Origin of the sequence: Lactococcus muris, from assembly GCF_042849115.1 — a bacterium.
Classification (GTDB): Bacteria; Bacillota; Bacilli; order Lactobacillales; family Streptococcaceae; genus Lactococcus; species Lactococcus muris.
Map to the genome: position 1 here is coordinate 1 of NZ_BAAFQO010000027.1, position 14,055 is coordinate 14,055.

The following is a 14,055-nucleotide window of genomic DNA, read 5'->3' on the forward strand; positions in this document are numbered from 1 at the left end:
TGAGCGTAACCAAGCATGAACCACCAGTCTTTCCAGCTACAGTATCGGCTTCCCAATGTCCAATCTCCAGACGTTGATTGGCACTTTCTGGACGTTCATGAATGGTATGGGAGATAGGGATTTTCCCCCTCTTTTCTTGATGTCCTTTCGTGTGCCTAGTTTTCCCTTTATGACGCAGTGAACGAATTAACCCACGATTACCATGACTTAATTTTTCAAGCTCAAATAGGCCATTATAGATTGCCCTATAGAGGGTTGTATAACTGACCTGTACTTCCGAATCTTCATGCTTTAATCGTGCAGAGATTTGTTCAGGAGACCATTGTAAATCAACGAATAAGTGTCTCACTTTCTCCCAATATTGACGATTGGTGAAGATTGCTTTTCTTCCACAATGACTTTTTCTGCTCTGGTATTTGCTTTGGGCAACCGTTGGAGAGTAGTCCTGATTAACACTATTTCTTTTAAGCTCCCTTGAAATTGTGGAGACACTCCGATTTAAGCGTCTAGCGATTTCACGCACAGAAACCTTTTGTGATGACCACAAAAATATACTTTCTCGTTCAAATATTGTAAGATGAGTGTAGGGACTATTCATATTTCCTCCAGCTTAATAATGTTCTCGACAAACTTATTATACTGGATTTATGAATAGTCTTTTTTCTGTTGCACTTAAATTATAAATTCAAGTTTGAAAAACTCCTTTATTTTAGAGGCAGAAATGCCTAATTTATAGCGTAATTGTTAATGTGTCTTCAAGATTCATGATTTGATCTTGATGGATAAATTGCAGAGCAGGTCCTTCTGCTTTTGTCAGAACCATTTTTCCTTCGCCAATTTCAACAGAAATGGCTTGTCCTTGGTAGTCGAAACCATATGATAAATGAGACCAAGCTTGAGGTAGATTTGGTTCAATGCGTAGCTCACCTTCAATCATACGAACGCCGCCATAGCCAAACACCACCATTTGCCATATCCCTCCTAAAGATGCTGCATGAATGCCGGGGTCAGAAGATTTCATATATTCTCCCATATCAATATTTATCGCTTGCTTAAAAAAGTCATAGGACTGATCAAGCTTGCCTAAGTCCGCAGATAAGATAGCGTGCGTCGAAAGCGACAGCGAACTATCGTGTGTCGTTTTTGGCTCATAGTAATCAAAGTTCTTAAGCTTCAACTCCTTCTCGAACAATCCTTCAAACAGCAACATGAGCAACAGTACATCGGCTTGCTTGGTCACTTGGAAGCCATTGACTTGGTGCAAATTATAGTCGTGGAAGAGCCCATCAACGCCATCTGCTGATTTATACTTGGTCAAATCTAGCTCAGGCTTGCTTAAATAGGTATCATCTTGTGGAATAATACCAGCACTTGTAGGCTGAGGCAAGAAAATTTTATCAACCTTTGCTTTCAGATTTGCCTTTAACGCTTCTAAGTTAAATTCCTTATCTAATCTTGCATAGACCTCAGGTTTTTCAGCCTTCAAATGTCCAATTAAATCAATAACATAGGAGATGTTCCAGTGCGCCGTGTAGTTCGTATAAGCATTATTATCAATTTCTTCCTTATACTCATCCGGCCCCATAACATTTGTGATGACATACCGGTCATTAGGAGAATCGTATTCCAACCTTGAAGCCCAGAATTTAGCGGTATCTATCAATATTTCATAAGCTTTTTCATTTGCAAAATCCTGATTTCCTGTCACATCGAGGTATTGTTTTACCCCAAAAGCTACATCTGAGGTGATATGTTGCTCAATAAAACCAGATAAAATTTTCATGGCCTTTCCTGTTACGATATCCGCTGCTCCCCAGACCGGTGTCACTTCGCCATCTGTAGGCCAAGCGGCTTCCCATGGGTATTGAGCGCCTTCGTAACCATTGTCAGCAGCCTTTTTATGGGCACCTTCTAATCCTAAATAGCGATAGGTCAGCAACTTCTCGGCAATTTCTGGATGCGTAAAAGTAAAATAAGGCAACATGAAGATTTCTGTATCCCAAAAGGTATGCCCTTTATAACCTTGGCCGGATAAGCCTTTAGCTCCAATATTCATCCTCTCATCATGTGCAGGTACCATGCTATGTAAATGATATTTAGCAAAACGAATCGCCAGTTGGTCACGCGGGTGGTCAGAGGTTATTTTTATAGGATGTTTTTTCCAAATCATCGCCCATGATTGAGCAGATTCAGCGAGCAGCTCTTCAAAACTTTGTTTTTCCAAGTCCTGAAGCTCACTTACAGCCACATTGCGCATATTTTGAATACTGTGGTTGTCGCTATCATTATCAATACTGGTATAAATAGAAGCACGCTTCTCTAAGCTGACTTGCTCATTTTCTGCAAGTTTAAAATCAAAGTTCATAGAGAAACTACGTCGTCCAATTTCGGGACGCGTTGTTGCTGGGACACCTTTCAATTCATGACAAGCTGAGATGACAACATCCAGTTTACGGTGCGTGGCTTGTGGACACATTTGTAAAATCTTGCCATCAACAAGTCCCTTCTCACCTTCCGTAAAATGTTGACTTCCTTCATTCGAGACTTGACCATTGATACCTGTTTTGATGCTAATGGAAACAGGGGAACCAAGATTTTCGATATGAACTTGTGAAGCCATAAAGTGCCGACGTTTTTTCGAAATGAATCGTTTAAAGGTCATCTTTAGGGACACATCGTCTTTAGACCAACTTACTTCTCGCGTGAGAAGACCCCTTTTTAAGTCCAGTGTTTTTTTATAAGCCTCAATTTTTCCTGTCAACAGAGAAAACGGCTGTCCATTAATCTGAAAATCCATGCTCCAAATATCGGGGATATTAGGCAGCTCAGTGACTTCATTTTCATCAAAATAGTTGAAAGTTCCTGACACGAATGTATCCCTGCTTTGACCGACATAAGACTCTTCCTCTGCAGCGCGCGAGCCGACATAACCATTCCCCAAGCACATAATACTTTCCGTTTTCCCGAGATAGCGAACATCGAAGCCCTCTTGGCTAATTGTCCAATCTCCATAAATCATTTTTGCGCTCATTTGTCTATTAATCTCCTTACTAAAACGTTTTAGTTTTGGCTAAAAAATTATTTGTCAAAATAGTGTTGGTTCCTGAAAACAAGGATTACTGCTCCTAAGAGCAAAATACCCAAAATCAAAATAAGAGGAATGTGCCATATCGGACTTGTTATTAAAAATAGAATCGTATAAAACACATAGGCCTTTAAATAATATTTAGGATCATAATTTTCTCGATAATACCACGCAATACCATAGCTTACAAGTACCGTAATTATCAAAGGTAATATTAAGGACCATGTTGATAAGTTATCTACCATTGATAATCACCTGTCCCTTTCCAAGCCAGTCATGTAAAAATTGACCTCTTAAGCTATAAGTCACAAGACTCACGATAATAAAGAACCAACCAGCTAAAGGCAGCAAATATAAAATCTTAATGCCCTCTCTTTGTGCGACATCTGCTAAATTTTTTGAAAAAGCTTGTACACGCAACTTGGCAAAATATTTACCAATGGTTTTTCCCTCAAAGCTTGTCACTGCCAATACGTTGTAGATGATGAAAATCAATGCTGCTATAAGTTGATTAAAGCTATCCAGTCTTCGAAATAAACTACTGCTTATAAGTAAGACTGGCAAATAGATAATGATGAGATCAATCATACTGGCTAAAAGCCGTTGAATCATGAGTAAAAATTTCATTTCTGCCTCCTAAAACGGTTTAGCTAATTACAGTATAATGTAACCGCTGTCATTTGTCAAGTGCTTCTGGTAAATTTTTTTACTTTTTAATCAAGAAAAAAGTACACTCACTAGAATTGTGCACTTTCTCTAACAATAATTTCATAAGGGACCAGCCGCTTTCTCACTCGTCCCTCTTCTATCTGTTCAATGACATCCGAAACAGCATTTTTTGTAATTTCACTAATATTTTGTCTTACCGTACTTAAAGTTGGCGTAATATATGAGGCCAAGGTGATATCATCAAAGCCAACAACAGCAATCTCGTTCATCATCTGACGTTGAATTAATGCTTTAATAATTCCTATTGCCATCAAATCACTCGCTGCATAGATAGCATCAAATTGTGTCAAATCAGGATATTCACAAATTAAATCAAATGCTTTTTGTTCTTGATAATCGGCATAAAGGACATATGGCTTATACTGTCCTAACCCTTTTCGATACCCAGCTTCACGTGTTTGCGAAACCACAGCTTCTTTAGACCCATTCACAAAAAGAATTTTCTTATAGCCTGCATGAATCAAGCGTTCCGTCACTTCAATCGAAGCACCATAGTTGTCGACAGCTACTGATCCGATATTCAAATCATCCAGAGCAAGATCAATTCCTACAATGGGTAAGGGTAAGGCGGACAGCTCTCCATAATACGGATCCGAGGTCCGTAATCCTTGAATGATAATACCTGAAATATCATATTCTCGAGCCAGCTGCAGGAGAGACTTTTTTTCCTGTTTTTTACGATCTGTTGGGATAAACATGAATTCATAATCGGTTTGGTCAACACTATCAATGACTCCTCCCAATATTTCGAGAGGCATCGCAACGCCACGTGTCACATTTATTTCGTTCAAAACAAGTGCAATGATTTTCTTTTTTTTGGTGGATAAGTGCCGCGCTGCACTATTAGGAGTGTACTCTAATTTTTCGGCTGCAGCAAAAACTTTCTTCTGAGTTTCTTCGCTGATATCCTCGTAGCCATTAAAGACGCGAGAAACCGCACTAATGGACACACCTGCAGCTTTTGCCACATCTTTAATAGTTATTTTTTTCATCTTTCTCCTCGCACAAACTGCTTTCATCATAGCATTTTTCCTACGCACTATCAAGAACTAAAACGTTTTTTTACTCGCCAAGAAAAAATGCCCTCTCTGGGCATTCTTACATATTCTACATCTTGTAAATAAATTTATTTAGTCTTCAGCAATGCGCACTTCTGTTTCCTTATCAAAGAAATGTGCTTTATTAAGATTAAGTGTCACAGTAATTTTTTCGCCAGGCTGACGGAAGTCTCTTGCTTCTACACGAGAGACAAGTTCTGTATCTCCTGCCTTAAGATAGAGCATTGTTTCTGCTCCTAAAAGCTCTGAAACAGTCACTTCTGTCTCTATTTGGGCGCCAGGATAAGCTTGCTCCGCAATGCTTGAAGCTGAGATATCTTCGGGACGAATACCCATAATAACTTCCTTAGAAGAGTAGCCTTTTTCCTTCAAAAGCTTATGCTTACCTTCTGGCAGCAGCAAACTGATGCCATCTCCTTTTAGCGTATCTCCCTCAACTTTTAAATTTATAAAGTTCATGGCTGGGCTGCCGATAAAGCCAGCAACAAACTTTGTCGCAGGTTCATTATAAAGTTCCTGAGGTGTTCCCACCTGCTCGATACGCCCAACTGTTCCTGACTTATCTGCATTTGGTGATGCACTCATGATAACGATACGATCAGCAAGAGTCATCGCTTCTGTCTGGTCATGTGTGACGTAGATTGTAGTTGCACCAATGCGACGATGAAGTTTAGCAATTTCTGTACGCATCGAAACACGAAGCTTTGCATCTAAGTTAGACAGAGGTTCATCCATGAGAAAGACCTTGGCATCACGGACAATAGCACGTCCCATGGCTACACGTTGGCGTTGTCCCCCAGACATATCAGCGGGTTTACGATCAAGAAGATCTGTCAGTCCAAGAATTTTAGCTGCTTCTTCGACCCGCTGTTTGATCTCTTCCTTTTTATATTTACGGAGTTTAAGCCCAAAAGCCATATTGTCAAAGACTGTCATATGTGGATAAAGCGCATAGTTCTGGAAAACCATAGCGATGTCACGATCTTTTGGCGCAACATCATTCATCAGTTTTCCATTAATGGTAAATTCTCCCTCTGTGATATCTTCGAGTCCCGCAATCATACGCAATGTTGTTGATTTTCCGCATCCTGATGGTCCAACAAAAACGATAAATTCTTTATCTTTTACATCTAGGTTAAAATCTTCTACAGAATATTGAGTAGCATTGGGATATTTTTTGTAAACTTTATCTAATTTAAGTGTTGTCATTGTTTCTCCTTCATCTTTTTATATTTGATACTATATTCATTTTAATGCAAACGCTTCCGTCAATCAATGTAAAATCTGTACAAAAAAACTGTACATTATGCACAGTATAATTTGTTATAGCGCGACAATATTTGGTGCGGTTGACCCTCATGCCAAGTATCCACTTGTTCTTCTGTTGTTCGTTACACCTATGACTTAGTTCCCAAACACACTGTTTGACGAAGTACCTTTGTTATTCACTTTCTTCTTTGAGTTGCTCAGCTTCTTCTGCAAATTTTTGGGCAACAGCTTCTAAAGCTAGACCTTTCTCATCATCTGAATAATGATCATTATTAATTTCATCAAGATTAACAAAAATTTCGATATGACCATGAAGGTTGGTGAAGGTTACTGGTGCGTCACCGCCGTATTCACCATCTACATTTATCATCATCCTTTTATCTGTGAGTGGTTCTATCTTTATTTTGCTCGCTTTCAAGTATTCAATATTCACATCGTCAACATGACTGCCCTTAATAACCATGGAAATCAAGGCGAGTAGTTCAAAAAGATTGTCTGTTTTCACTAAAATCAGTGTAAATAGACCGTCATCTAATTTTGCATCAGGCGCAATCTTCTCAAAGCCACCAACAGAGTTTGTTAGGGCAGCAAAAAACATGGAAATTTCACCTTCAAATACGCCGTCATCATAAGTCACTCTGACCTTTTGTTTTCTAATCTGTGGCAGAAGATCAACACCTTTTGCTAAGTAAGCCAGGTAGCCAAAAGCAGTTTTCAGTCGACTCGGCACACTATAAGTGAGTTCTGTCAGACTACCTCCGGCAGCAATATTGATAAAGTATTCTCCGTCATTGACTTGACCTACATCTATGTTTAGCGTTTGATTTTTGCCAATCATTTCAACGGCAGCCAAGGGTTTATTTCGAGGAATTTTGAGTGCACGCGCAAAATCATTGGTCGTTCCAGTTGGAATAATCGCCAACTTGGGTCTTTTTTTAAAGGGAGAAATTCCACTGACAATCTCATTGATTGTTCCATCACCACCTGCTGCCACAATCAGGTCAAAACCCATTTTAGTCGCACGTGCAGCCTCTTTCTGAGCCGACTGTGGCTCAGGGGTCGTTTGAAAAGCAGAAACCTCATATCCAAAACTTTCCAGCTTGTCCAAAATGTCAGCCACATTTTTCTTGATAATTTCCTGTCCACTGCTCGGATTGTAAATCAATCTTGCTTTCATAAATTCAGCAACTCCTCTTCTGACCAGACTTCAATGCCTAAGTCTCGTGCCTTAGTTAACTTTGAACCCGCATCTGCACCTGCAACAACCAGATCCGTCTTCTTAGAAACTGATCCAGCAACATTTGCCCCCAAAACTTCTAATTTTTCTTTAGCTTCTGTTCGTGTCATTGATGTCAATTTTCCAGTTAATACAACTCTTTTTCCTGATAAAATACTGTCTGTTTTTGGTTTAACACCAAGATATTCAAAATTTACACCAGCTTCTTCTAATTCATTGAGTAAAAGCTGTGCACCTTCTGTTGCAAAATATGTCGTTACTGCTTTTGCAATTACCGAACCTAAACCCGCAATTTCTGAAATTTCTTCCAAGTTTGCTTGTGATAAACGACGAATGTTACCAAAACGTTCAAGAAGTAACTTTGCTGCCTTTGCCCCCACATGACGAATCCCCAAACCAAAAAGAAGTTTCTCTGCTGAATTTCCTTTTGAAGCTTCAATGGCTGCCAGTAATTTTGTAGCGGATTTTTCTTGAAATTTGTCCAAGGCTAATAATTCATCCAGCTGTAACTTATAAATATCTGCGACATCTTTGACTAAAGAATTGGTAAAAAGTTGTGTCACGATAGATTGACCCAAGCCAGAAATATTCATGGCACCTCGGCTGGCAAAATGAATGAGTTTCTCGCGATTCTGTGCAGGGCACAGTGGATTGATACAGCGTAAAGCAACTTCATCTTCAAAGTGCACAAGTTCAGAAGCACACTCTGGACAATATTTTGGAATAACCATCTCCACAGAGTCCTTGGGACGCTTATCAAGCAAGACACGCTGCACAGCTGGGATAATATCACCAGCTTTATAAATCATTACTCTGTCTTTCAGACGGATATCTTTCTCTTTGATATAGTCTACATTATGCAAGGTTGCTCGCGACACTGTTGTCTGTGCTAAGCTAACAGGTTCCATATTAGCTGTTGGTGTCACGACCCCCGTCCGTCCCACTGTCCAATCCACAGACAAAATCTCGGTTTCTGCAAGCTCTGCCGGAAACTTATAAGCAATGGCCCAGCGCGGCGCTTTAACTGTAAAACCTAACTCCTCTTGTTCTGCGAGATTGTTAAGCTTAACAACGACACCGTCTATGTCATAATCCAAAGTATCTCGCATAGTGGCAACACGCTCAATAAAGCTCCAAACTTCATCAATATTTCTCGCAAAAACGCGTTCTTTATTAACAACTAGACCTAGCTTTTCCAGATACTCTAAAACTTCTTCCTGCGTTTCGTTTGTCGCAGGACTGGCCTCTTGATAAAGGAAAGTTGCTAGACCACGCTTACTCACTTCTTTGGTATCCAATTGACGAAGGGTGCCAGCCGCGGCATTTCGGGGATTGGCAAAAGAAGTTTTGCCTTCTAATTCACGTTCTGCATTAAGTTTTATAAAGTTTTTCCGAGGCAAGTAGGCCTCACCACGCACTACGATATCGACAGGTTCCTTCAAAACAAGAGGAACGTCCTTGATTCTCTTAACATTTTCTGTGATATTTTCCCCGACAGTTCCATCACCGCGTGTCGCTGCCGCTACAAGCTTCCCTTCTGCATATTTCAAGGAAAGTGAAAGACCATCTATTTTTAATTCACAAATGTATTCAGGTTTCGGAATAACTTTACGCACACGTTCGTCAAAATCTTCTAACTCTTCACGTGAAAAAGCATCAGACAGACTGTAGAGATTGTATTCGTGCTGATATTTTTCAAATCCTGCCAAGACAACATCTCCGGTACGGTGGGTCGGAGAATCCGCACGTACCAAGTGAGGATTTTCTTGTTCCAGTGTCTCTAGCTCACGATAGAGACGGTCATACTCCGCGTCTTCTACAGAGGGCTTATCCAAGGTATAGTATTCGTAAGCATATTTATTTAATAGCTCCGTTAAATCTTTAATCTTTGACTCGATATTCATACAAACAATTCTATCATATTTTTCCTTTTCCTCTGAGCAAGAACAGTTGCTATACCACTCAAGAAGCATAACATTATCGAGCCAGAACTATCCTATGCTAAACCTCAGCAGATATGCGATGAAAACGGCCATTTTTCCAGCAAAAAAACTGCATTCCTTTCCTCCACTTGCACTTGATGATTGTTATCTTGCATGGTGTGATATAATGGAGGAGCTTAATGCCTATATTAAGCTTAATACTTATGAGGTTTTAGATGAAAAAACAAGTCTTCAACAAAGTTATTATTGTACTGGTCCTTCTTTTGAGCGGCATTATCATAATCGCTGGACTACTCGGGCGACAGATTCTCTTTCGCGACTATCCTGTCTTTCAGTCAATGTCCCAAAAAGAAATTATCGAAACAACAAATATCCGACCTGATGATAACGACTATATCAAAAAATTAAAAAATAATGCTCTGGATGTCTATCTGAGCAATGCATCCAGTGAACTCGCTGAAAATTTAATGGTTAATGAAAAACTTATCAACCGTATCATAAATGGCGAAATGTCTGAGGAGCAGTTCTCTCAGAGTCAAGAGCAGCTACAGCAAGCTCTTGGGGCAAGCGATGAGCAGATGACTCAACTGTCTCAGATTTATGAAAATGCTCGCCTATCTCGCGCCGTTCAAGAGCTTCAAGCGGATACGGGGTCTTTAAAAGCAGAACAGCTTCCTCAATTTATTGAAAAAGCAAATCAGTTGGCCCAACAAACTGAAAAAAGTATTCAATCTTACATTGAGGATGAGGATGCTGTTTCTCAATCAACCATTATAGACTCTATTCAGACACTCCACCAAGCAAATGCTCTTCTCAATAACTTTACTCAGTTTGTGAATTACACAAACAGTTACAGTACAATTAGCCGTCTTCAATTTAGCCAAATTGCGACTGACAATACGCTTATGGAGGACTTTATTCCTGTTTTCAATAAAGTCAACACATATTTGAGCAAAAAAGAAACCGTTGAGGCACGTATCAAAGAGTTAACTGCCTTTCAAAAGAAAATCGAAAAATCAGAGCAATTAAAAAGCGCCAGTGTTGTTCTCCCGAACCTGAAAGGAAAAACTTTGGCTGAGGCGAGGAAAATTGCCCAGACAGATTTTCAGATTAAAGTTCCTACACAGTTTGAGGATAAAGATACAGCGATAATCACTCAGCAAAGTCCTGCTTCTTCAGATTATACACGGATTATGAAAGGGCAAACTGTCACCGTTCAAACACGAGAAAAAGAAAAAACAGACTCAAAAACGGATGACAAAACAGAAGCGAATAATGATGATGATAAAAATAAAGGAGAGGAAGAATGACTAAAAAAAGAATACTCCGTGCCCTATCCATTTTTTTCCTTGTCCTTTTGTTTTTCACAGCTGTTGGCGCCGTTGGTGCCGTTTATCTCTTGGATAAGGAGTCGCACAATGCTCACAGGATCGAACTGAAACCTTCACCGCAAGCGATTTCTCAATCTTTTACAATCACAGATATTAATGGAGAAGCTCTTCAAGAGTCCTCAAATATTTACAAATACATTCCCGCACAACTTTCCGGTAAGGACCAAAACATTCCCGAGCTTTATACAAAAGCATTAGTGGCAGTTGAGGACAGTGACTTCTATTCCCGTAAAACCAAGGGTTATTCAATAAAAGGCGTCAGCAATGCGATTTTGTCTGAAGTCCTCACGCGTTTACACCTTGCACGTGGTCCACGTGGTGGCTCAACCATTGATCAGCAGTTAGCCAAAAATATTGCTCATGGCGGTTTTAACGCAGACAAATCCCTTTCTCGTAAAATTGTTGAATTAATTGATGCACATAGCCTTGCCGAACGTTATTCGCGCAATGATATTTTGACAAGTTATCTTGACACCCTGCGCTTAACTCCCGATACTATTGGACCAGGAGCAGCTTGGAATAACCTTTTTTCCACACCAATGATGACTGACGAAAGGACTCCCCTCTACATTGCACAAATTGCATACTTAGCGGGCCTTGGACAAGCTCCTTCGACTTATGTTCAAGATTTTTCAGGCGCTGGGAAGCAACGCGCACTCACTGTCTTGGCTGTCATGAAGTCTAGCAAAATTATTTCTGAGCAAGAATACAAGGATAGTGCTGAAGCAGTAAAAAAAGAGCTCAAACTCAATCCAAATTATACCCAAGGCATTCCTCATGCTTATCAAGCTTATATCGCTCAAGTCCAAAAAGAGCTTGGACAGCTGGCCTTGCCAAGAAATGCTAAAGTTGTCGTCAAAACCTATGCCACAAAAGGGCATCTGGATTATCTAGAAACTGTAGCCAACCATACTGCGCCCGATGTATCTAATATTCCTCGTAATGAACTGCCTGAGGGGGCTCTAACAGCCATCTCTGTGGTTGACACCAAGACAGGACATATCTTAGCGCTCAATACAAATTCGGATAATCCACAGCTTCCTATATCCTCTGTCCGATCTTCTGGTTCAACAATCAAGCCACTGTTAGACTATGCTCCAGCGCTTGAATATGGTTATATTAACGAAAACAGCATTCTGAACGGTAATGCGACAACTTACGCGAATGGTAAACCTTTGATGAACTACGGCGGCAAAAGTTATGGTCCAGTCCCAGCAAGTTTTGCTCTCGGAAATTCTTTGAACTCTGCTGCACTTCAAACTTTTGATATGACTAATGACGATCAAAAAAATAGTATCATGCGACCTTTAGGTATTGCCTCACATCACTATGATCAATCACATTCAATCAGTTATGATTTCTCACCTCTACAAGCTGCTTCTGCCTACTCTGCTATTGGAAATGATGGTGTACGTGTCGTACCTACTGCCATAGCTTCTGTTAGTGTGAATGGTCAAGAAGTTCCCCTCAACCAGCCTGAAGCGCAACGCGCCATGAGTTCTTCAACAGCGCGCGCGCTGGTCAATCTCATGCAAAATGTGACACAACCCAACGGTTCTGAGCCCCTAGCTGCCCAGCCACAATGGCCCAACGCCTTTGCTACAAAGTCCGGACTTTCTAACTTCCCAGAGACTGCCACAGAACCTGCCCGTAGCCAAGGTGCTCCTGATGCTTGGATGGCTGCTACATCAACTGGTGTTTCTACTGCTGTTTGGGTAGGAAGCCCTGATATGAGTGGTAAATATTATATCCCAGCCGCCCCAATCGAACAAGAAAACAACATGCGTGTTTACCTGCTCAACAATACCATCAGATTTATGAATGAGGGCAGAAATATAACTCCGTTCGCTTTCTCTGGTACAGCACTGCCGCACACCCCTCTTTTACCTGAGTTACCCCAGCTCGTTTCTCCTCCCACTCCTCAAGCGATTCAACAGGCAAAAGCATTCAATGCTACTGCACCAACTGTTACTCCGAAACTTGAAGAATTTTATCAGGCACATCGGCAAGACAAACTTGTCGAAGCTCGCTCAGTTTATGGGGCTAACGAGGATTGATGACTCATATCATAAAAAAACAGCCCCACTCTATCATACAGGCTTAAGAAGCGCCAAGCCAAAACAATGAAAACTCGCGGAATAACGGCATACAAGAATGCTGTTTTATTCCGCGAGTTTTTTATGGCTTTGGGTAAAATCAACTCACTATGACTTTTATCCCAGACTTTTTCCTTTTGTAATTTTGGTTAAGGGAGGCAGGTTTCTAAATTTTTGTAACAGATCAGTTTCCTTGATTGATAATCAGAGCAGGACGCATGCTACCAGTAGAATTCGCAATACCTATAGAATCTGGTCCCGCGAATCCTCCACGGTTTCCTACACGCCAAGCCCGTCCTGGAAGCCATGGAGTACGTGTCCACCACCAGCCTAACGCTCCATGTCCACGTTCCAAGGCGGTAGGAAATCCTCGCCCTGGACCTGATAAGCGTAACACATCTGCAACGGAAAGAACAAAAGCACGAGGACTACCACTTGGATCAATCTCAGTCACATCATTTGCAATATTAAGGGCAGCAAGGTTAGTAATCATCCACCGACTTTCATCATCATCCCAAATAATGTCTTCAGGAAGAAGCTGACCTGTGTCAAAGCTATCTGACACGGGTTGAACCATGTCCTGAACTTCCTGGGAAAGTGTGCTATACCAATCGTCCATAGCTCCTTCTTGATTGTAAAAGTTAATATCACGTATCGCATCATCCCGAATAATCATATGGTTTCCGTTATCCATATCTTCAAGATAGCGGTATCGTTCCCCAGCCATGGTAAAGATACGACCTGGACGCATGGTCGAAAAGTCAAAGGCTGCTGGTGCACTGTCTTCGTTAGGCAGTGGGTTCGGGCCGTCATCATGCATGGCTCCATTCTGGATACCACGGAGGAACTCTGCCAGATCCGCATGGTGTTGCTCCCCATCATTGAGGAACTCCTCATGCTGGTCAGGACTGACTAAGCCACTCTCAACATGAATCCCATAGTAGTAAAAGCCGTTAAAGACCTTGTCCTCAATGGCAGCCGTCATCTCCGCTGCATCAAGCAGGTAAGAGCTGGCTTGCTCACTGTCCAGCCTGTTGGCCCAATAAGCCCAGCCCGTGTTCGGGTCAACCACCCAGAAGTTGCCTATCTTCTGATAGTTCGGGAGGGTGACCCACTGATCCATGGTCATTGGGGCACGGTCTTGTTGTAAGTTTTGAGCGGTTTGGTTGGTCACTTCTTCTCCCGGCCAGATTGGACCACTGTTGTCAAAGCTGCCGCCTGCTGACCAGTAAGCATCGATACCGTCC

10 protein-coding genes are annotated in these 14,055 nt (G+C 41.2%); 2 read left to right on the top strand and 8 right to left on the bottom strand.

Going from position 1 to position 14,055, the window contains the following annotated elements:
• The 7 genes from ACGHCK_RS10940 to ligA form a co-directional block, all read right to left on the bottom strand.
• A partial coding sequence (locus tag ACGHCK_RS10940; protein WP_394304441.1) for an IS30 family transposase occupies positions 1 to 598 on the bottom strand: 598 nt, incomplete at its 3' end.
• A 132-nt stretch (positions 599 to 730) separates the two neighbouring features.
• Positions 731 to 3,031, bottom strand: a complete 2,301-nt coding sequence (locus ACGHCK_RS10945; RefSeq protein ID WP_251423721.1) for a glycoside hydrolase family 65 protein — start codon at positions 3,029 to 3,031, stop codon at positions 731 to 733.
• A 288-nt stretch (positions 3,032 to 3,319) separates the two neighbouring features.
• On the bottom strand, positions 3,320 to 3,712 hold the full coding sequence (locus ACGHCK_RS10950) for an RDD family protein (protein ID WP_251423718.1): 393 nt from the start codon (positions 3,710 to 3,712) through the stop codon (positions 3,320 to 3,322).
• A gap of 110 nt (positions 3,713 to 3,822) precedes the next feature.
• Positions 3,823 to 4,806: a LacI family DNA-binding transcriptional regulator gene (locus tag ACGHCK_RS10955; protein ID WP_251423715.1), complete on the bottom strand. Its 984-nt coding sequence runs from the start codon at positions 4,804 to 4,806 to the stop codon at positions 3,823 to 3,825.
• Between the two features lie 138 nt (positions 4,807 to 4,944).
• Entirely contained in the window at positions 4,945 to 6,081 is a 1,137-nt protein-coding gene (locus tag ACGHCK_RS10960; RefSeq protein ID WP_202230140.1) for an ABC transporter ATP-binding protein, read from the bottom strand.
• A gap of 232 nt (positions 6,082 to 6,313) precedes the next feature.
• A complete protein-coding gene (locus tag ACGHCK_RS10965; protein ID WP_271328396.1) occupies positions 6,314 to 7,318 on the bottom strand; it encodes a diacylglycerol kinase in 1,005 nt (334 codons plus the stop codon).
• Positions 7,315 to 9,276: an NAD-dependent DNA ligase LigA gene (gene ligA / locus ACGHCK_RS10970; RefSeq protein ID WP_251423724.1), complete on the bottom strand. Its 1,962-nt coding sequence runs from the start codon at positions 9,274 to 9,276 to the stop codon at positions 7,315 to 7,317. Before ligA ends, ACGHCK_RS10965 begins: the two co-directional genes overlap by 4 nt.
• 260 nt (positions 9,277 to 9,536) lie before the next feature.
• Between ligA and ACGHCK_RS10975 the strand changes: the two genes are divergently transcribed.
• Positions 9,537 to 10,631, top strand: a complete 1,095-nt coding sequence (locus ACGHCK_RS10975; RefSeq protein ID WP_251423704.1) for a PASTA domain-containing protein — start codon at positions 9,537 to 9,539, stop codon at positions 10,629 to 10,631.
• Positions 10,628 to 12,769: a transglycosylase domain-containing protein gene (locus ACGHCK_RS10980; RefSeq protein ID WP_251423701.1), complete on the top strand. Its 2,142-nt coding sequence runs from the start codon at positions 10,628 to 10,630 to the stop codon at positions 12,767 to 12,769. The genes ACGHCK_RS10975 and ACGHCK_RS10980 overlap by 4 nt, the downstream gene beginning before the upstream one ends.
• A gap of 223 nt (positions 12,770 to 12,992) precedes the next feature.
• Here ACGHCK_RS10980 and ACGHCK_RS10985 read toward each other — a convergent pair.
• Positions 12,993 to 14,055, bottom strand: a 1,063-nt coding sequence (locus tag ACGHCK_RS10985) for a hypothetical protein (RefSeq protein ID WP_394304566.1), incomplete at its 5' end; no start/stop codon positions are given.